The sequence below is a fragment of the Sphingomonas sp. BL-S-29 genome (genome assembly GCF_055521495.1).
Window position 1 is genome coordinate 2897533 of record NZ_CM145482.1, and the last position, 18090, is coordinate 2915622.

Annotated in this window: 25 protein-coding genes and 1 other RNA gene; 14 read left to right on the plus strand and 12 right to left on the minus strand. The window is 66.5% G+C overall.

Going from position 1 to position 18090, the window contains the following annotated elements; genetic code table 11:
- Window positions 1-69 precede the first annotated feature (69 nt).
- A complete protein-coding gene (locus ACZ1I2_RS13865; protein ID WP_465176847.1) occupies window positions 70-474 on the minus strand; it encodes a hypothetical protein in 405 nt (134 codons plus the stop codon).
- 231 nt (window positions 475-705) lie between these two features.
- Here ACZ1I2_RS13865 and ACZ1I2_RS13870 point away from each other — a divergent pair, with 231 nt between their 5' ends.
- Window positions 706-1503, plus strand: a complete 798-nt coding sequence (locus ACZ1I2_RS13870; RefSeq protein WP_465176846.1) for a DUF4198 domain-containing protein — start codon at window positions 706-708, stop codon at window positions 1501-1503.
- Here ACZ1I2_RS13870 and ACZ1I2_RS13875 read toward each other — a convergent pair.
- Window positions 1500-2042, minus strand: coding sequence for an MEKHLA domain-containing protein (locus ACZ1I2_RS13875; protein ID WP_465176845.1), 543 nt, complete (start codon window positions 2040-2042; stop codon window positions 1500-1502). The genes ACZ1I2_RS13870 and ACZ1I2_RS13875 overlap by 4 nt on opposite strands.
- A gap of 67 nt (window positions 2043-2109) precedes the next feature.
- On the opposite strand from ACZ1I2_RS13875, the gene ACZ1I2_RS13880 reads away from it, so the two are divergent.
- The 13 genes from ACZ1I2_RS13880 (at window position 2110) to ACZ1I2_RS13940 (ending at window position 13985) form a co-directional block, all read left to right on the plus strand.
- A complete protein-coding gene (locus ACZ1I2_RS13880; protein ID WP_465176844.1) occupies window positions 2110-2892 on the plus strand; it encodes a bestrophin-like domain in 783 nt (260 codons plus the stop codon).
- A 209-nt stretch (window positions 2893-3101) separates the two neighbouring features.
- Window positions 3102-3749: a histidine phosphotransferase family protein gene (locus ACZ1I2_RS13885; protein WP_465173554.1), complete on the plus strand. Its 648-nt coding sequence runs from the start codon at window positions 3102-3104 to the stop codon at window positions 3747-3749.
- Window positions 3750-3867: 118 nt separating this feature from the next.
- Entirely contained in the window at window positions 3868-6171 is a 2304-nt protein-coding gene (locus ACZ1I2_RS13890) for a chemotaxis protein CheA (RefSeq protein ID WP_465176843.1), read from the plus strand.
- A complete protein-coding gene (locus ACZ1I2_RS13895; RefSeq protein WP_465176842.1) occupies window positions 6171-6602 on the plus strand; it encodes a chemotaxis protein CheW in 432 nt (143 codons plus the stop codon). Before ACZ1I2_RS13890 ends, ACZ1I2_RS13895 begins: the two co-directional genes overlap by 1 nt.
- Window positions 6603-6676: 74 nt before the next feature.
- Window positions 6677-7042, plus strand: coding sequence for a response regulator (locus ACZ1I2_RS13900; RefSeq protein ID WP_465173551.1), 366 nt, complete (start codon window positions 6677-6679; stop codon window positions 7040-7042).
- Between the two features lie 14 nt (window positions 7043-7056).
- On the plus strand, window positions 7057-8130 hold the full coding sequence (locus ACZ1I2_RS13905) for a chemotaxis protein CheB (protein WP_465176841.1): 1074 nt from the start codon (window positions 7057-7059) through the stop codon (window positions 8128-8130).
- The gene (locus tag ACZ1I2_RS13910; protein WP_465176840.1) at window positions 8124-8975 is read left to right on the plus strand and encodes a CheR family methyltransferase; all 852 of its coding nucleotides are present in this window, start codon (window positions 8124-8126) and stop codon (window positions 8973-8975) included. The genes ACZ1I2_RS13905 and ACZ1I2_RS13910 overlap by 7 nt, the downstream gene beginning before the upstream one ends.
- 44 nt (window positions 8976-9019) lie before the next feature.
- Window positions 9020-9925 carry a DMT family transporter gene (locus tag ACZ1I2_RS13915; RefSeq protein ID WP_465176839.1) on the plus strand — a complete coding sequence of 302 codons (906 nt, stop codon included), beginning with the start codon at window positions 9020-9022 and terminating at the stop codon, window positions 9923-9925.
- Window positions 9922-10611 (plus strand): N-acetylmuramoyl-L-alanine amidase, encoded by a 690-nt coding sequence (locus tag ACZ1I2_RS13920; RefSeq protein WP_465176838.1) that lies wholly within the window; start codon window positions 9922-9924, stop codon window positions 10609-10611. The genes ACZ1I2_RS13915 and ACZ1I2_RS13920 overlap by 4 nt, the downstream gene beginning before the upstream one ends.
- Before the next feature lie 49 nt (window positions 10612-10660).
- An RNA gene (gene rnpB, locus ACZ1I2_RS13925) (RNase P RNA component class A) lies at window positions 10661-11025 on the plus strand.
- A gap of 64 nt (window positions 11026-11089) precedes the next feature.
- On the plus strand, window positions 11090-13054 hold the full coding sequence (locus ACZ1I2_RS13930) for a hypothetical protein (protein ID WP_465173546.1): 1965 nt from the start codon (window positions 11090-11092) through the stop codon (window positions 13052-13054).
- 83 nt (window positions 13055-13137) lie between these two features.
- Window positions 13138-13680, plus strand: a complete 543-nt coding sequence (locus tag ACZ1I2_RS13935) for a J domain-containing protein (protein ID WP_465173545.1) — start codon at window positions 13138-13140, stop codon at window positions 13678-13680.
- Window positions 13662-13985 carry a hypothetical protein gene (locus ACZ1I2_RS13940; RefSeq protein WP_465173544.1) on the plus strand — a complete coding sequence of 108 codons (324 nt, stop codon included), beginning with the start codon at window positions 13662-13664 and terminating at the stop codon, window positions 13983-13985. Before ACZ1I2_RS13935 ends, ACZ1I2_RS13940 begins: the two co-directional genes overlap by 19 nt.
- A 180-nt stretch (window positions 13986-14165) precedes the next feature.
- Here ACZ1I2_RS13940 and ACZ1I2_RS13945 read toward each other — a convergent pair whose 3' ends face one another.
- The 10 genes from ACZ1I2_RS13945 to pspA form a co-directional block, all read right to left on the minus strand.
- Window positions 14166-14573, minus strand: coding sequence for a SufE family protein (locus tag ACZ1I2_RS13945; protein ID WP_465176837.1), 408 nt, complete (start codon window positions 14571-14573; stop codon window positions 14166-14168).
- A 226-nt stretch (window positions 14574-14799) separates the two neighbouring features.
- Window positions 14800-15042, minus strand: coding sequence for a hypothetical protein (locus ACZ1I2_RS13950; protein WP_465173542.1), 243 nt, complete (start codon window positions 15040-15042; stop codon window positions 14800-14802).
- Between the two features lie 17 nt (window positions 15043-15059).
- Entirely contained in the window at window positions 15060-15329 is a 270-nt protein-coding gene (locus tag ACZ1I2_RS13955; protein ID WP_465173541.1) for a hypothetical protein, read from the minus strand.
- A 169-nt stretch (window positions 15330-15498) separates the two neighbouring features.
- Window positions 15499-15753 (minus strand): hypothetical protein, encoded by a 255-nt coding sequence (locus ACZ1I2_RS13960; RefSeq protein ID WP_465173540.1) that lies wholly within the window; start codon window positions 15751-15753, stop codon window positions 15499-15501.
- A 32-nt stretch (window positions 15754-15785) separates the two neighbouring features.
- Entirely contained in the window at window positions 15786-16103 is a 318-nt protein-coding gene (locus ACZ1I2_RS13965; RefSeq protein WP_465173539.1) for a hypothetical protein, read from the minus strand.
- Between the two features lie 11 nt (window positions 16104-16114).
- Window positions 16115-16414 (minus strand): hypothetical protein, encoded by a 300-nt coding sequence (locus ACZ1I2_RS13970; RefSeq protein ID WP_465173538.1) that lies wholly within the window; start codon window positions 16412-16414, stop codon window positions 16115-16117.
- Between the two features lie 26 nt (window positions 16415-16440).
- Window positions 16441-16731 (minus strand): hypothetical protein, encoded by a 291-nt coding sequence (locus ACZ1I2_RS13975; protein ID WP_465173537.1) that lies wholly within the window; start codon window positions 16729-16731, stop codon window positions 16441-16443.
- Window positions 16732-16760: 29 nt separating this feature from the next.
- Window positions 16761-17141, minus strand: coding sequence for an envelope stress response membrane protein PspC (gene pspC / locus ACZ1I2_RS13980; RefSeq protein ID WP_465173536.1), 381 nt, complete (start codon window positions 17139-17141; stop codon window positions 16761-16763).
- Window position 17142: 1 nt separating this feature from the next.
- Window positions 17143-17409, minus strand: a complete 267-nt coding sequence (gene pspB, locus ACZ1I2_RS13985) for an envelope stress response membrane protein PspB (protein WP_465173535.1) — start codon at window positions 17407-17409, stop codon at window positions 17143-17145.
- A 1-nt stretch (window position 17410) separates the two neighbouring features.
- The gene (gene pspA, locus ACZ1I2_RS13990) at window positions 17411-18082 is read right to left on the minus strand and encodes a phage shock protein PspA (protein WP_465173534.1); all 672 of its coding nucleotides are present in this window, start codon (window positions 18080-18082) and stop codon (window positions 17411-17413) included.
- Window positions 18083-18090 lie beyond the last annotated feature (8 nt).

The window sequence follows — 18090 nt, forward strand, 5'->3', positions numbered from 1 at the left end:
TTGTCGCGCGCTTGCCCGCACAACTTGAGCGGCGTTCTTGCCGGGCGGACCGGCCTCGCCGCGGGCAGGTCAATCCGACTTACGGCCGGGTCGCCGACGCCGCGCCTTGAGGCGCCACTCCTCCGGCCGGCGATTGCGCAGCCAGCGCAACGCGACCCTGGAGTCGGCGAGGACATGGTGCCGGCAGTCGGCATAAAGCGGCGTGTCGCTGTTGCGGTCGAAGACGTGCTCGGCCTGATAGGCATAGCCGATCGCGCGTCGGAACATGCTCGGTTCCACCAGCCCGGCATGGTCGCCGCGGCCCATCGCGACCGCGAGGCCGAATTCCGGATATCGGTCGAGCCAGCGGTACAGGGTTGCGATGCTGACCGAGAAGCATTTGGCGAGCGCCGCATTGTCGGTGCCGAGCCGGCAGAGCAGGCGCGCCTGCCGGGCGAAGGCGGGGTCATAGCGGGTGGGGCGTCCTCTTTTCATGGGACGAGGATGAGGGAGGGACGTCGAGATTTGAATCGATGCCGGAAATCCGTGACGTTTGCGCCTGGCCCCAGACATGTCGCCGCTCGGAGCGGTGTCGCCCCGGCCATGCGGGCTCCGGGCATCATCGATCAATCAACGCGCGGATTGGAGTCTCGTGCAGGAATCTGGAATTGCAAGTAATTCGCAATAGCTCTAAAGCAGCGTCTCCGTTCATCAAGGGGTGACACCGTGAAATTGATCCTGAGACGCCTCGCCGTCGTCGCCGCGAGCGTGCCGTTGGTCCTTGCCGGGGCAGCGCAGGCACATATGCCCTATGTCCTGCCGACGGTGTTCGATGTGGGCCAGGGCGATCATGTGACGGTCTCCTCGTCCTTCGCCGAGACCGCCTTCGTTCCCGAGATCGCGATGCGCGACGCGCCCTTTCATCTGATCCGTCCGGATGGCAGTCGTGGTGACGTCGGCCCGGTGACCTATCTGCGGGACCTGTCGATCTTCGAGGCCGACCTGAAGGCGGACGGCACCTATCGCATCACCAGCGGCCAGCGTGCCGGGCGGAAATCCACCATGTACCGTGATGGCGAGAAATGGGTGATCCGCGGCGAGGACGGTGCGGAAACCCCGCCGGGGGTCATAACGGTTGCCGTGCAGAGCATGACGCTGGCCGATGCCTATGTCACGCGCGGCCCGCAAAATGACACGGCGCTCAAGCCCTTCGGCCAGGCGCTGGAAATCCAGGCCGTGACTCACCCCAACGCGATCAGCGCGGGCAGTGAAGCCCGTTTCGTGCTGTTGTTCGACGGCAAGCCGCTCGCCAATACCGATGTCACGCTGTTCCGCAGCGCCGGGGTCTATGACGGCCGGAAGGTCGCGGTGGAGACCAGGAGCGATTCAGGCGGCGCGTTCACGCTGAAGATCGAGGACGCGGGCGCCTATCTCATCATGGCACGGCACCGCGCGCAGGCGCCGGCCGGGTCCGAAACGCCGTGGCGGAGCTATACCTACACGCTGGCCTTCGACGCGGCCTAGACGTCGCACCATGAAGCGAAGGTCGCTGCCTGGCCGTGCAGGACGCCGTCCGGGTCGATCAGCTGCCAGACGACCCCGTTGTCGATGCGGAAGCGGCGGCCGGATTTTGCGACGCGTATGCCGGAATAGTCGGCGACGAAGCCGTTGCGGGCCACCTCGTCCAGCAATCGCTGCCGCTCCGCTCGATCCGGCGCCTCGGCCGACAGGCGCGAGGGCAGGGTGACGAACGCGTCCCACGGATATTCGAAACAGGCCTGGGCGGTACGGTTGGCGTAGATGAACCGCGGATCGGGGTCGGTATTGTGCGCGAGCACTACAAAGGGGGATTCGTGATAGAGCCAGCCGGCGTCACGGTCCGCTGCCAGCGGCACGCCTACCAGGCGCGCATAGCTGCCTGTGAGCAGGTCGAAAAAGGCCGGGTCGACGGAGAGGTTTGCGGAGGAGCCGGGGGCGATCTGCATCTGGTTATGTCCTTCGAGCGTGCCGATCAGGCCGGCCATATTGACCATGACCAGGTTCGGCCACGTACCTTGTCGCACGGTGGCGGCAACCAGATTTCCGTCGAGGTCGCTTGACCGGTCGAGATGGTGGGATAGTCATTCCGCCATGGCAACGATGTTCCTGCACTCGCCCGCGCTGTTCGGCGCCCTGTTGTTCGCGGCGCTGCTGCTGGCCGTCGAGATCGGCCGCCGGCTCGGGCTGCGCTGGGCGCCGCGCGAGGGCGGGGCACATGGCGGGACCGCGGCGCTCGACAGCGCGGTGTTCGCGCTGTTCGGGCTGCTGATCGCTTTCACCTTTTCCGGCGCGGCGTCGCGCTTCGACGCGCGGCGTGACCTGATCGTGCAGGAGGCCAACGCGATCGGCACGGCCTATCTGCGCGTCGACCTGATGCCGGACGCGGACCAGCCGGCGATGCGGGACGATTTCCGGCGCTATGTCGACTCTCGGCTGGCGGCCTATCGGGTGGTTTCCGATCCGATCGCGTTCAAGGGCGCGCTGGATCGATCGGCCATCCTGCAGAACCATATCTGGAAGCAGGCGATCGTCGCCACGCTGGAAGCGGGCGCATCGCCGGCGATCGGCACGCAGTTGCTGCCGGCGATCAACGACATGATCGACATCACCACGACCCGCGCGACGGCGACCCAGATGCACCCGCCGACGATCGTCTATGTGCTGCTGCTTGCCCTGGCCTTTGCGAGCGCGCTGCTCGCCGGATACGGCGTGGGCGAGGCGCATGCACGGCACTGGCTGCACAGCGGCATCTTCGCGGCGATCCTGACCGTCACCCTCTATGTCATCGTCGATTTCGAGCATCCGCGCATGGGCAGCATGCGAGTCGACAATTTCGACAGCCTGCTGGTCGATATGCGCGCGTCGATGACCTGATCCCCCGCGCCGACGCTTCATCGTGCCGCCGCCGTCCGGGCGTCGGACAATGCCTGCTTCATCGCCACCGCGAGCAGGGGCGGGCGCATTCTGTGCCGCGGCAACCATCGGTCTCGGGCCGGCCAACATCACGATACCGGCGCGACTTGCACAGTCGCGCCCGCATCGCCAGAAGAGCAAACCCATTTTCCCCGGAGCAATTTCATTCCATGACCATCAGCCCGGTCGACTTCGCCAGCCTGTTATGTTCCCGCCTGTGCCACGATCTGCTGAGCCCGGTGGGCGCGCTCAACAACGGACTCGAATTGCTCAACGACGAGCAGGACCCGGATATGCGCGCGCGCTGCCTGGACCTGCTCGGAGAGAGCGCCAGGGCGTCTGCGAACAAGCTGAAATTCTTCCGGCTCGCCTTCGGCGCGGCGGGCGGCTTCGGCGAGACCGTCGACGCGCGCGAGGCGCGGGCGGCGATCGAGGGGCTGTTCGGCGACAATCACCGGGTCAATCTCGGCTGGCTGGTCGAGGACGCGACCTTGCCCAAGGCAGCGATCAAGGTCCTGCTCAACCTGGCGCTGATCGGCGGTGATTCGCTGGTCCGTGGCGGGCAGCTCGATATCGGGGCTGAGGCACTGGACGGCAATGTCGAGATCGTGGTGCGGGCGGATGGGCCGCGCATCGTGCTCGACGACGAATTGCGAACCATGCTGCAGAGCGGGCAGCAGGACGACGAGACGATCACGCCGCGCGGGGCCGCCGCCTATCTGGTGCATTCGCTGGTCGCCGAGGGCGGCGGCACCGTAAAGGTATCCGATCCCGGCGAGCCGGTGCTGCTGTTCGGGGCGACATTCCGGGTCGGGTGACGAGTCAGCGACCAAAAGAGACCGGCGCGAGGTTCGCTGAAAAGCAAGAATCGAAGCCTCGTTAAACGCACCCTTAACCAGTGCCTTGCCATGGTCGCCCCCGCATCCCCGGGGGCCCATGGACGATCTTCTTCAGGAATTCATCGCCGAGACGCGCGAGACGCTTGAGGCGCTCTCGGGCGAAATCGTCGCGTGGGAAGCGTGCCCGGACGATCGCGAGCGGCTCGATGCCATTTTCCGTTTCGTGCACACGGTGAAGGGGAGCTGTGGTTTCCTGGATCTGCCGCGCCTCGCCCGCCTCAGCCACGCCGCCGAGGACGTGCTCGCGGCGGTGCGGTCGAACGAGCGCCTGCCCGACACGCGGCTGGTCAACGCCGTACTGGCGATCGTCGACCGGATCGGCGAGCTCGTCGAGGCGATCGATGCCGGCGTGCCGATCGAGGAGGATGGCGAGGACGAGCTGATCGCGGCGCTCGAGGAAGGATCGGCGCTTGCCATCCAGGCGCACAGCGCGAACGCCACGCGCAGCCCGACGCGCAGCGTGCGCCTCAATGTCGACCTGCTCGACAGGATGATGAGCGGCATGTCCGACATGGTGCTCGCGCGCAACGAGCTGGCCCGGCGCCTGCGCGACGACGGCGCCGACCCGACGGTGGAGGCAGCGCTGGAGCGGCTGTCGCTGACCGTCGCGGAGATGCGCGACACCGTCACGCGGACTCGCATGCAGAAGATCGATGCGCTGTTCTCCGCCCTGCCGCGCATGGTGCGCGACACCGCGGCCGAGCTCGGCAAGTCGGTGGCGCTGCGAGTCGAGGGCAGCGATGTAGAGCTCGATCGCGAGATGATCGAGATGATGCGCGACCCGCTGGTCCATATCGTCCGCAACGCGATCGACCATGGCCTCGAATTGCCCGCCGAGCGCCGCAAGCTGGGCAAGCGCGAGAGCGGCCGGCTGACCATCTCCGCGCGGCAATCGGGCAACCAGATCATCATCGAGATCACCGATGACGGGCGCGGCATCGACACCGACCGGCTGATCGCCAAGATCGCCGCCAAGGGCGTGCGCAGCGCCGAGGAGCTGGCGGCGCTGAGCGACAAGGCGAAGCTCGCTCTGGTGTTCGAGCCCGGCGTCTCGACCAAGGACGCCGTCACCGCCATTTCCGGCCGCGGCGTGGGCATGGATGTGGTCCGCGCCAATGTGGAGCAGATCGGCGGGCGGATCGAGCTGTCCAACACGCCGGGCAAGGGCCTGCGCATCGCCATTCACGTGCCGCTGACCCTGTCGATCATTGCGACGATCGGCGTCGGGGTCGGCGATCAGCGGTTCGCGATTTCCCGCCAGGCGATCGAGGAGATCGTGCGGGCGGGCGGCGATGCCATCCGGGTCGACATGCTCGGCGGCACGCCCGCCGCCACGGTGCGCGACCGCCGCATGCCGCTGGTCGATCTGGGCGGGCTGCTCGGGCTTTCGGGCAGACGCGACTCGACGATGCTGGTGATCGTCGGCGTGCCCGGCGGAAGCTACGCGCTCGCGGTCGAATCGGTGCTCGATCATGAAGAGCTGGTGATCAAGCCGGCGGCGCCGGCGGTGATGGCGACCGGGGTCTATGCCGGGCAGACGCTGCCCGACAGCGGCCTGCCGATGCTGCTGCTGGACTGCGCCGGCATCGCGACCATGGCGGGCCTGCAGTTCGGGGGCGAGGTCGCCGTCGACGAGGTAGCCGCGGAGGTGGTGGCACCGACCGTGTCCGCCCTGTTGTTCGACGATCTGGACGGCGAGCGCCGGCTGGTGCCGCTGACCATCATCGACCGGATCGAGCCAGTGCCGGTCGAGGCGATCCGCTTTTCCGGCGGGCGGCTACGGCTGTCGGTCGAGGGGCGGATCATTCCGCTCGCGGTGCAGGGCGAATGGGACAGGCGCGACATGGTCTCGGTGCTGCGCCTGCGCGACGGCGATGCCGAGATCGGCTATGCGATCAGCGACGCGATCGACATCGTCACCTTGCCCGAGACGGTCGTGCCCGCGCGCGAAGCCGGCCCGGTCGCCGGCGTCGTCTCGATCGACGGCGAGCAGATCGAGCTGCTCGATCTCCACTGGCTGTTTGCGAGTCATGGCGCCGAACTCGGTGCCGCCGCGCCGCCGGTCTGCCTGATCGACGGCGCCGAATCAGCCTGGATGACGACCTTCCTCAAGCCGGTGCTGGAAGGCGCCGGGTATCGGGTGGCCACGGGCCTTAAAACGGGCGAGGCGGCCGCTGTGGTGCTGACCATGAGCGCTTCGGGCGCGCCGGTGCAGGGCAATGTGCCGGTGGTGCGGCTGCGCCGCGACCGGGCCGTAGGCGGCCCCGCCGATACGAGCATCTATCGTTATGACCGGGACGGCCTGCTCGCCGCCCTGGCCCGGTCGGCGGGAGGCCGCTGATGTCCGATCTCTTCCTTATCGCGCATATCGCCGGCCGCGCCGTGGCGATCGATTCCCGGCAGGTCGAATCGGTCGTCGATATCGGCGCGGTCGTGCCGGTCCCTGGCGCCGATCGCCAGGTGCGGGGCCTTGCCGCGTTGCGCAGCCGGGTGGTGACGGTGATCGACACCCATGCCGCCCTCGGGCTGCCGACGCCGGGGATCGAGGCGACGCGGGCCGTCATCACGCATGTCGAGGGCCATCATTATGCGATCCTGGTCGACTCGCTCGAGGATGTGGCACCGTTCGAACTGGCGCCGCTCTCGCCCGGGATCGTGCTCGACCCGGGCTGGCGCACGACCGGCTGCGGCATCGTCGAACGCGGCGGCGAGCCGATCCTCGCGATCGACCTGCGTGCGCTGGTGCCCGGGCTGACGGCGATCGCCGCATGACGATCGGTTAACCCGAAACTCACGGGTTTCCGGCAAACAGGCCGCTCGACCGGGCGGAAACAGGGTGAGACTCGATGAAGACGTGTCTTGTGGTGGACGATTCGAAGGTGATCCGCAAAGTGGCGCGTCACATTCTGGAAACGCTGGATTTCGAGGTTTCCGAGGCCGGCGACGGACAGGAGGCGCTCGATTCCTGCCTCGCCTCCATGCCCGACGTGGTGCTGCTCGACTGGAACATGCCGGTGATGACCGGCATGGAATTCCTGCTGGCGCTGCGGGACCGCACGCCATCGCCCCGGCCCAAGGTCGTGTTCTGCACCACGGAGACCGGCCTGGCGCATATCCGCGCCGCGATGGACGCCGGCGCCGACGAATATGTGATGAAGCCGTTCGATCGCGAGATGCTGGAGAGCAAGCTTCAGATCGTCGGCATGGCCTGAACGGCCTGTCCGCCATGCCCCTGGGATCAACCCTCAAGGCCGGCCGCACCGTCGAGAGCCGGGACCGGCCGCGCATCCTGATCGTCGACGATTCAGCGGTGGCGCGCGCGGTGATCGCGCGCGCGATCGACCTGAGCGGCAAGTTCCTGGTGGCGGGCGCCGTGCCGCACGCCCGTGCAGCGCTCACCTTTCTGCAGGGGCAAAAGGTTGATGGCATCCTGCTCGACATCGAGATGCCCGGGATGAACGGCCTGGTCGCCTTGCCCGAGCTGCTCGTGGCGGGCGCCGGCGCCAAGGTGCTGGTGGTTTCGTCGTCCTGCGGCGAGGGGGCGGCGGCGACGATCGAGGCGCTGTCGCTCGGCGCGGCCGATACGCTGGTGAAACCCGATATCGGCGACTTCGCCGCGCGTTTTTCCGTCGCGCTCGACGAGAAGCTGGAACGCCTGTTCGAAAAGACCGAGGCCGTTGCCGGGGAGATGCGGCTGGCGACGGACCGCGCCGTCGGCGGCGGATTCGACATCGTGGCGATCGGCGCATCGACCGGCGGCATTCATGCGCTCAGCCTGTTGTTACGTGAAATCCCGGCGAGTTTCCAATTGCCGATCCTGATTACTCAGCATCTCCCGGACAGCTTCATGACCTATTTTGCCGATCAGGTAGCGACCCTTGCCGGGCGGCCATGCGATGTGGCGACCGATGGGATGCGGATCCAGCCAGGTCGTGCCATCGTCGCGCCGGGTACCGCGCATATCCGGGTGGTCGCCACGGGCGAGGGCGCGGCGTTGCGCCTGTCGACCGAGCCGGCGAAGAGCGGTTGCACGCCGTCGGTCGACCCGATGTTCGACAGCCTGGCCAAGGTGTTCGGGTCGCGCGCGCTCGGCATCGTGCTGAGCGGCATGGGACGCGACGGCGCTGACGGCGCAAGGCGGATCATCGAACGCGGCGGCAGCGTCGTGGTGCAGGACCAGGCAAGCTCGGTCGTGTGGGGCATGCCGGGCGCCGTCGCGACCGGCGGCACCGCCAGCGCGATCATGCCGCCCGCGGAAATCGGAAAAATGGTGGCGTCACGCCGGAGGCCCGGATGTTGACACCCGCACCCCGTACCAGGCCGGCAGGCGCGCTCAACGTGCTCGCCGCGCTGCTCGAATCCCGCACCGGGCAGCAGATCGCGGCCAATCGCGAATGGCGGATCGAGAGCGCGCTGAAGCCGCTGATGCGCGAGCGCGGGCACGAGACGCTCGACCAGCTGGTCAATGACGTGCTGCGCCTGCCCAGCGTCGGCGAACAGGTGGTCGACGCGCTGCTGAACCAGGAAAGCTCGTTTTTCCGCGACTCCGCGGTGCTCGACATGATCGCCGACGCCGTCGACGCGATGCGTGCCGAGGGGCTGACCCGGCGCGTGCGGATCTGGTCGGCCGGCTGCTCGATCGGGCAGGAACCGCTGTCCCTCGCCATGCTGTTCGCCGAGCGCGACGCGGCGGACGGGGCGCTTTCACCCGAAATCATCGCCACCGACGTTTCCGAAACCGCGCTCGCCCGCGCGCGTTCGGGACGCTATTCGCAATTCGAGATCCAGCGCGGACTGCCGGTGCGCCGCATGATGCAATGGTTCGATCCGGTCGGCGGCGACTGGGTCGCCAGGCCCGAGCTCGTCCGCCAGATATCCTTCCGCAAGCTCAACCTGGTCGCCGATCCACTGCCGATCGGCCGCTTCGACATCATCCTGTGCCGCAACGTGCTGCTGTATCTGTCGGCCTCGCTGCGCACCCGGGTGTTCGACCGGCTGGCCGAGGTGGCGCGCCCCGGCGCGCTGCTGGTGCTCGGGGCGGGCGAGACGGTGATCGGGCAGACCGAAGCGTTCCGCCCGAGCCAGCGCTATCGCGGGCTGTACGAGCCGACCGGCGCTCCGTTCGTGCGCGCCATCGCGGTCTGATCGACGGTTTACATTCGCCGGGACAGGCCGCAAGCGGCCCCGCGATGACTCAGGCGATATCCGGGGAAGGGCAGGCCAGGGGGTTCGGCCCGCACGATCTCATCGTCGTGGCGGGCATGAACATCCTGTGGGGCTTCAACATCATCGCGGTGAAGATGGCGGTGAGCGGGATCGCGCCGCTGACCGCGGGCTTCCTGCGGCAGCTGCTCGTCCTGATCGTCTGCCTCGGCTCGCTCCGCATCATCCGCGGCCGGATGCGGGCGCTGACCGCGCTCGGCATCCTGTCGGGCGGCGCCTTTTATGTCGCCACCAACCTGTCGCTCGCGATCACGCATCATGTCGGCGCGCTGGCCATCGCCGGGCAGCTTGGCGTGCCCTTTTCGCTGTTGCTGGCGATTATCGTGTTCCGCGAGAAGATCCGCCTGCCGCGGATCGCCGGCATCGTGCTGTCGGTCGCGGGTGTCGGCCTGCTGGTGTTCGACCCGGCGATGGTCGAGGAGATACCGGGGCTCGCGCTGACTGCGCTGGCGAGCTTCATCTGGGCGATCTGCTCGCTGATCCAGCGCAACCTGATCGGGGTGCCGGTGCTGACCATCTATGCCTGGATCGGGCTATGGGGATCGATCATCCTCGGTACGACCGCGCTGGTCGTCGAGACCGAGGCGATGTGGGCGATCCCGCAGATTCCGCTCCGGACATTCGGCTGGGTGGTCTTTTCCGCCATTGGATCGACCGTGCTGGGGCAGGGAGCGATGTCCTGGCTGCTCCAGCGCCATCCGGTCAGCACCGTCACCCCGCTCACGCTCGCCTCACCGATCATCGCGGTGTTCGCGACGGGGTGGTATTTCGACACGCCGCCGACCATGCTTATGCTGACGGGCGGTGCTATCGCGATGGTCGGTGTCGCCATCGTCACCATCCGGACCGCGCGCGCAGGGGACACGCCATGACGATCATCGACACGCCCTCGCCCAATTTCGACGAGCGCCGCCTGGGGATCTCGATCATCGTCCTGCATTATACCGGCATGCAGGACGCGCAGGGCGCGATCGACCGGCTGCGCGATCCGGCGGCCAAGGTCTCGGCGCATTATCTGGTGGCGGAGGACGGCACGATCCTGCGCATGGTGGCGGAGGACAAGCGCGCCTGGCACGCGGGCAAGGCGCGCTGGCGCGGGATCGAGGACGTCAACAGCGCGAGCATCGGCATCGAGATCGTCAATCCCGGCCATGAATTCGGCTATCCGCCCTTCCCGGAGCAGCAGATCGACGCGTTGCTGCCGCTGGTCGCGGAGATCAAGGAGCGCCACGGCATCACCCGCGGCAATATCGTCGGCCATTCGGATGTCGCGCCGACGCGCAAGCAGGACCCGGGCGAGCTGTTCCCCTGGAACCGCCTCGCGAGACTGCGCCTTGCCCTGCCGCGGCCGACCCGGAACCTGATGGACCCGATGTGGACCGACGCCGGCTTCCTGATCGCGCTGGAACGGTTCGGCTATGACGTGTCGGACAAGCTGGCGGCTGTCGTCGCCTTTCAGCGTCGCTACCGCCCCGAGCTGATCGACGGCGAGATCGACGGGGAGTGCCGTTCGATCCTGCTGGCGCTGTTGTTGCCAAAACCCGCCGGAGACGATTGATTTTTGTGTCCGCTTTCGCACGAGTGAAACTCGCGCTACAGGGCTCCGGCCAGAGGGTCGGGCGGCCGCGTCACGTGCAAGCGTGCCGAGGAAAGTCCGGGCTCCGCGAAACGACGGTGCCGGGTAACGCCCGGCGGGGGCGACCCCAGGGAAAGTGCCACAGAGAGCAGACGGCGAAGGCTTCGGCCCCGCCACGGTGAAAGGGTGCGGCAAGAGCGCACCGCGCGACTGGTAACAGGAGCGGCACGGCAAACCCCACCGGGAGCAAGACCGAATAGGGGCGGCATATGGGCTTCGTTTCAGCTCGTCGCCCGGGTTGGTTGCTTGAGCCCGCATGCAAATGCGGGCCTAGAGGAATGGTCGCCCATCCCTGAAAAGGGTGGACAGAACCCGGCTTACAGACCCTCTGGCATTTTTCCGAAGCGCTTCTTTACGCTGCAATATTATCGCCGCATAACCGTCGAAAGGCGGGGATATCATGCGGGCACTCAAGGCAGGAATTGCAGGCGTCGCGTTGATCGCCGCGGCGGCACCGGTTGTCGCGCAGCAGGCGACCATGACTGTCCAGCAGGATTTCGAAGCGGCCGCCGCCCTCGACGCGGGCACCGACAAACGAGCGGCGCTCAACGCCTGGGATGCGCTCGAGCGCCGCACGGTGAAGAACAAGCGCAGTCATGCCATCATGCTCGTGCGCAAGAGCGCGGCACTCTTCGCGCTCGACCGCAAGGACGAGGCCGTGGCGGCCGCGCGGGCCGGCCTGGCCGACTTGCCGGCCAACGACGCCTCGCTGAGCGATGACCGTTACCGTGCCTATCTCAACCTCGGGCGTATCGCGCAGGAGGCAGTCGATTATGCCAGCGCGATGGCGGCTTATCGCGATGCGGCCGGCGCGAGCGATTCGGCGGCCAACCGATTTGCGGCACTGCTCGGCCTCGTCCAGACAGCCACTTATGTCGACCCCGCCGTTGCTGCGGACGCGCTGGCGAAGGGCAAGGCGATCATGGCGACGGCCAAGGTCGACCCCGTGGTTTCGGCGGAGTTCGCCCGGCGCGAGGGTCTGTTGCTGCTCAACAATGGCGACTTCGCGGGTGCCCGCGCGAAATCGGCGGAAGCGGTAAAGCTCCTTGGTGGCCTGACGACGCGTGTCGACCTGCGCGATGTCTCGGCGCGGTCCGACACCGCGATCGCCGCGCTGCTTGCCGGGAATTCCGAAGAGGCCCGAAAATATATGGCCTATACCGGGGCGGGCCGCCTGCCCAAGGGAACCTTCGATCCGGCCGTGCAGATGAAGGCACCGGCTTGCGGCGGAGAGGGCGGGCTCAAGCCGGACGACATGGCCGTGGTCGAATTCAGTATCGGCGATGACGGAACGGTGATTTCGAGCACGCCGATCTACGCGGCGGGCGGCGGCCCGGTGGCGCTGGAATTCGCGCGCGCGGCGCTCGCCTGGTCGTGGACGCCCGAACAGGTGAAGACGCTGCCGCGATTCTTCCGTTACAATATCCGGATCGAGATGCGCTGCTCGACGGAGTTCGAGCGGCCGTCGATCGGCAATTTCCTCTCGGCCAGCCTGGAAAACTGGCTGGTGGAAAAGCATCTGACGGTTCCCGCCAAGGATGGCCTGTCGGATGCGCAGGCCCTGCCGCGCCAGCGCGTCGCGCTCGTCGCCGCCGAGGCGAAGGGCGCGGAGTCGCTCCAGACGCTGCCTGCGCTGTACCGGTTGGTCGACAATGTCGTCCTGCCGCGTGAAGAGGCCAATGTCCTGGCACGCCGCGCACTCGCCATCGCGGACGCGAACGGCGTGCCCGCATTGCCTCGTCTGGCGTTGGACCTCGCCGAGCGCGGTTCGGCCCGCGCCACCGGCAAGCGCGGGAGCGATTTCGCACACGAGGCGATGCCCCTTCTGGCACAGCCATCATACGCGAATGATCCGCAGGCCAGATCGGCTTTGCGACTGCTGATCGCGGATGCCGATGAGCGATCAAAGGGATCGCGGACGCGTGAGTTGCTGCGTCAGGTGGCAGAGGATGCCGCTCTCGTCGCGAACGACCCGATGCGAGTCGGCGCGTTGGTCCGCATCGCCTCGATCGAGCAGCAATCGGGTAATGCGGAGGCGGCACGGGCTGCGTTCGAGCGATCGGGGCTGGCGGCCAATCAATGCGGTATCGTCGATTCGCCGCCGAAGTTCCTGAGCGCCGGGGGCACTTTTCCGCAGGAAGCCATGCAATGGGGCTTCGAGGGTTGGACCCAGACCCAGTTCGACGTGTCGGCGGAGGGGCGGGTGGTGAACGAGCGGGCCATTCTCAGCTATCCGCCGTTCGTCTTTACCAAGGCTGGCGTACGCACCATGGCGGGTGCACGCTATGCGAAGTCATATCGCCCCGACGGGTCGCTCGGATGCGGCGCGAGCAGCCAGCGAGTCCGATTCACCCTTGGTTTCTAGAATCCTGGCTGTGACCGGGGCTCGGGTACGATAATCACCATTCTCGCGGTTGCGCTCCCGATTGCTTCCCCTATGTCGGGCCAATGGCGCGTTCCTCCTCCCGATCGGTCGACTGGGGCTTTCCCCGCTGGCGCGGCTATGGCGCCGGGCGCGAGGCGACGACGGTGCGGCTGTGCGACCGGCACGGCTGCGACGCGCCGGGCAACTGCCCCGCGCCGAAATCGCCCAACAGCCCGGAACGCTGGTATTTCTGCCAGGATCACGCGGCGGAATATAATCGCGGCTGGAATTATTTCGAAGGCCTGACCGCCGAGGAAGCCGCGAAGCGTGAGGCCGACGAAACCCGCACGGCGGATGGCTATGCCGAGGCGAAGCATTATGGCTGGGCGGGTCCCGGCGACGGCAGCCGATCACGCGACGAGATGCGTGCGCTGGAGGTGCTCGAACTCGAGGCCGACGCCGATTTCGACGCGGTGCGCGTGGCCTGGCGGCGGCTTGCCAAGTCCAATCATCCCGATGTCCGCCCTGGTGACAAGGAAGCAGCGACCCGGTTCCAGGCGATCCAGGCGGCTTATGACGTGCTGCGCACCGCCGAGGACGCGCGACAATGGAAACCCGCCGGTTGAAATCGGTCCGGTCGGCCTGGTCGAGCACGCTGCTGGTCTGCAAGAAATGCTCGAAGAAGCTGGATGGCGGCTTCGGTCCCAAGGGGCGGACGCCGCTCGCCAAGGCGCTACGAAAGCATCTCGGACTGAAGAAGGGCCGCAAGGGCAGGGCCGGCATTGTCGAGGTGAAATGCCTTGGTGTCTGCCCACGCGGCGCGGTGACGATGGTCGACGGCGCTGCTCCCGGCGAGTGGATGCTGGTGAAAGCCGGGACCAATCTCGATGCGGTTGCCGAGGCGGTCGGCCTGACGACGGCGACCGCGTGAGCCGCGACACCAGCTTCTATGTGAGGGCGAAGACGGTGAGTGATCTCGTTGCGGTGCAGAAGCGGCTGCGCCCCGGTGATGCAGTGCTCTACGCCGATCTAGACTGCGGATGCCGTCCGGGCGACCCGTGAGGGATCCCGACCGTCTGGTCGCGGCATTGCGCCAGATCGTGACCGCGCCTCAGCCCCTGTAGCGTGCCGCGGTCTCGCGGATCAGGGCGATCATGTTGGGTATGCCCTGAGTGCGGTTCGAGCTGAGCTGGTTCTTCAGGTCGAAGGGCGCCAGCGCCGCCTCGATATCGGCCGTGAGGATCGCGGCGGGGGCCTGATCCTGCACCGTCAACAGCACCAGCGCGATGATGCCCTTGGTGATCGCGGCGTTGGAATCGGCGAGGAAATGGAGCCTGCCGTCATCCTTTGCCGTGGGATAGACCCATACCGACGCGGAACAGCCGCGGACCAGCGTGGTGTCGGTCTTCAGCGCCTCGGGCATCGGTTCCAGGTCCTTGCCCAGATCGATCAGCAGACGGTAGCGATCGTCCGCATCGAGGAAGCTGTATTCGTCTTGCAGGTCAGCGAGGCTTTGCATGAGGTGGGCGCTAGGGCCTGTGCGGACCAAAATCAAACCGATGTTCCTTCCCCGGCGAAGGCCGGGGTCCAGTTGGGAAGGCCACTCGACGGCACGCATCGCCAGTTACAACCGTCCCCCAACTGGACCCCGGCCTTCGCCGGGGAAGTAGAAGAGCGAGGGTGTCCTTCACTACATTACCGCGCCGCTTCGCACCTGAGGATGTGCGAGGTGCGGCGCAGCCAGGTCAGAGATCCACGCCGGCGGCGATCGCCTCGAGCTTGCGGATGCGTTCCTTCAGGTCGGCAATCTCGATGCGGGCGCTGGCATTGGGCATCGAAGGGGCGGTGTGCAGGTCGCCCTGCAGATTGAGCTCCTGGCGCTTCAGGGCGAGCCAGCCGCGCCAGCCGGTGAGGGCGACGAAGCTCAGCATGCCGAGGCCCGCCAGCGTGGTCATTGCCATGGTGATGTAGAAGTTCGGATCGGTCATGATCCCTGCTCCCTCGGTCAAGTGCGGTCGCGCAGCTTTTCGATCTCGCGATCGAGGCGTGCGCCGCTGGTGTCGTTTTCGGTGGCGAGCCGTTCGAGGACCGCCAGGCGCTCCTTCATGGCCCGGAGTTCTTCGCGCAGCCGCTGGTTCTCTGCCTGGGCCATGCCGTCGTCGCGGACGCTGTAGTCGTTGCCCTTGCGGTCGCGGCCGATGCCGTAGCGAGCGCGGAGCACGCTGCCGATCGTGGCAATGACGACGATGGCGACAACCATTTCAAAGGGGTTCATGTTTCAACTCCCTGTTTCGAAAACGGGTGCTTCAGAGGGCCTTGCCGGCCTCGCGCTCGAGGCGGCGGCGGGGGGCATCGACCCGCTCGCAGAGGTAGACGGCGACGCCGGCAACAGCGGTCATCACGGCCAGGAAGATAATCATCGCGAAATCCTTCTATTCAAAAGTTCAGTTGAGCGGGGGCTGGTTCCGGAGCTTCTCGATCTCGTCCGCGACGTCGATGCCGCGATCCGTGACGATCCTCTCCAGCACACGCACCCGTTGTTCGAGGCCGCCGGTCTGGGACGCATATTGCGCGGCCTTCTCGGCGATCATCTTGGCTTCGAGTTCCATTTGCTTCTCGCGGTGGGCGAGCCACGGCTTTACGATCACGCCGCCGACCACTGCCACCAGTCCGACCATGATCGCGAGGATCGGGATCATGAAAACGATATTGGGTTCCACAACCTGTCTCCTCAGTTTGCCTTCAGCCGGAGCTGTTCGATCTCGCGATCAAGGCTGTGCGCGCCGTCCGTGACGATGCGTTCGACATTAGCGAGCCGATCCTTAACCGCGCCGATCTCGGCGCGAAGCTGGCTGTTCTCCTGGGTCAGCAACTTGACCCGCTCGATCGTTTCCTCGCCTGAGCTCGGATAGAGCGTCTGCCCGTTGCTTCCCGTGAGCGGATAGCCGTGGCGGACCTTCATCCAGGTGGTGACCAGCCAGGCGCCGATCGCGATCAGCGTCAGCAGCGAAACCGGCTTGATCAGCTCCATGATCAGATGTTCGTTCATTGGTGCTGCTCCTAGCGAAGGGCGTCGATTTCGCGAGCGGTGCGCTCGGCGGGATCGGTGGCGATGCGTTCGAGGACGGCGATCCGCTCCTCGAGGCGGGAAACCTGGCCCACCAGCCGCTCGTTCTCGGATGAGAGGAGGTGGATCTTGCGTTCGGCGTCGGGACCGTCGTCGGCGTAGCGATCGCGGTACCGGCGGCTGCGGCGTGTTTCGATCGGCAGGCCGTGCTGGGCCCGGATCCACATCTTCGCGACACCGCCGAGCATGGCGAGGGCGATGATCGCGAGGACGAAAATTTGACCGTTGTGCATCGTTCTAACTCCTGAGCCTGTGCGCTTCAGCGCAGCTCGTCGATCTGGCGGGCAGTGCGTTCGGCGGGGTCGGTTGCGATGCGTTCCAGCACTGCGATCCGTTCCTCCAGCCGGCTGATCTGCCCGGCCTGGCGCTCATTCTCCGTCGTCAGCAGCTGGATCTTCCGTTCCGCGTCGGGGTCTCCCTTCGCGCTCTTGCCGGACCACTCATCCTCGAGAGGATAGCCGTGGCGGGCGCGGACCCAGTTGTTGATGATCCAGCCGGCATAGGAGATCGCGATGATCGCGATCACGAAGCCCGGTCCACCCCAAGTCATTGTCATTCTCCCCTGTTCGGCGGCGAGGTTCAGCGCAGGCTGTCGATCTCGTCGGCGAGGCGGCTGTTGCGGCTGGTGTACATCATCTCGATGTCGGCGAGCCGGCGATCGATGTCGCGGAACTTGGAGCGGACCTCAGCGGTCGAGCGCTTCGGGTTCGAACGGACACCCTGCCAGAACTTCGCGTCTTCCGGGGTTTCGTACAGGCCGTAGGGCTTGCTCTCGGCCATCCAGGCGACCAGCCAGTAAGCGAGCAGCGTCCAGGGGAAGCCGCCGGCGATGGTGAGCAGAACGGCGCCGACGCGGACCCAGGTGACATCGACCCCGGTGTAATCGGCGATCCCGGCGCAGACGCCCAGCCATTTGCGGTTCTGCTTGTCGAGATAGAATTTGGTGCGGCTTGCGGACATCTCAGTTGCTCCTGGGAAGGTCGTTGCTGGTCGAAGGCGTCATCGTGCCGGGGCGCCACTCGGGGTGGTCGGCGGCGACGATGCGCTCCACGGTATTCAGGCGGTCTTCGAGCCGGCGGGCGAGATAGTGCAGCTCATCGAGCAGATTCTCGTCCTCGGTGGTGATCTTCGGCGCCTGCTTCCACTTGGTCACATAGTGGAGGATCACCCAGGGCATGCCGATGAACAGGATGCCGCAGACGATCGCTGGGATAAGGACGTCTTCCATCTCAGACTTCCTTCGAGCCGGCGGCGCGCGCCTTCATCGCGGCGAGTTCCGCCTCGACCTTCTCGCTTGCCTTCAGCTCCGCGATCTCCTCCTCGAGGCTCTTCGGGACGCCCATGCCGGCGACTTCGGCGCGGCCCTCGGCCATGTCGACCCGGCGCTCCATGATCTCGAAGCGCGAGAACGCGTCCTGCATCTTCGGGCCGGCATACATTTCGCGCAGCTTGTAGCGGTTGTGCGCGGTCTCGAGCCGGGTGACGATCGAGTTCTGGCGGGTGCGGGCCTCGCGAAGCTTGGTCTGCAGCTTGTTGATGTCCTCTTCCGAGGCGCGGAGCGCTTCGTCGAGCACCGTGATCTCGCCGGTCAGCTGGGCGGCCATGTCGGCGGCCTTCTGCTTTTCGACCAGGGCGGCCTTGGCCAGGTCCTCGCGGCCCTTGGACAGGGCCAGCTCGGCCTTTTCGGTCCAGCTTTCCTGAAGCGATTCGAGCTTCGAGATGTGGCGGCGCATTTCCTTCTGGTCGGCAATGGTGCGCGCGGCGGAGGCGCGGACTTCAACCAGGGTCTCCTCCATCTCGAGGATGATCATGCGGATCATCTTGGCGGGGTCTTCCGCCTTGTCGAGCAGATCGGTGAAGTTGGCGGCGATGATGTCGCGGGTTCGGGAGAAAATGCCCATCTCGAAAA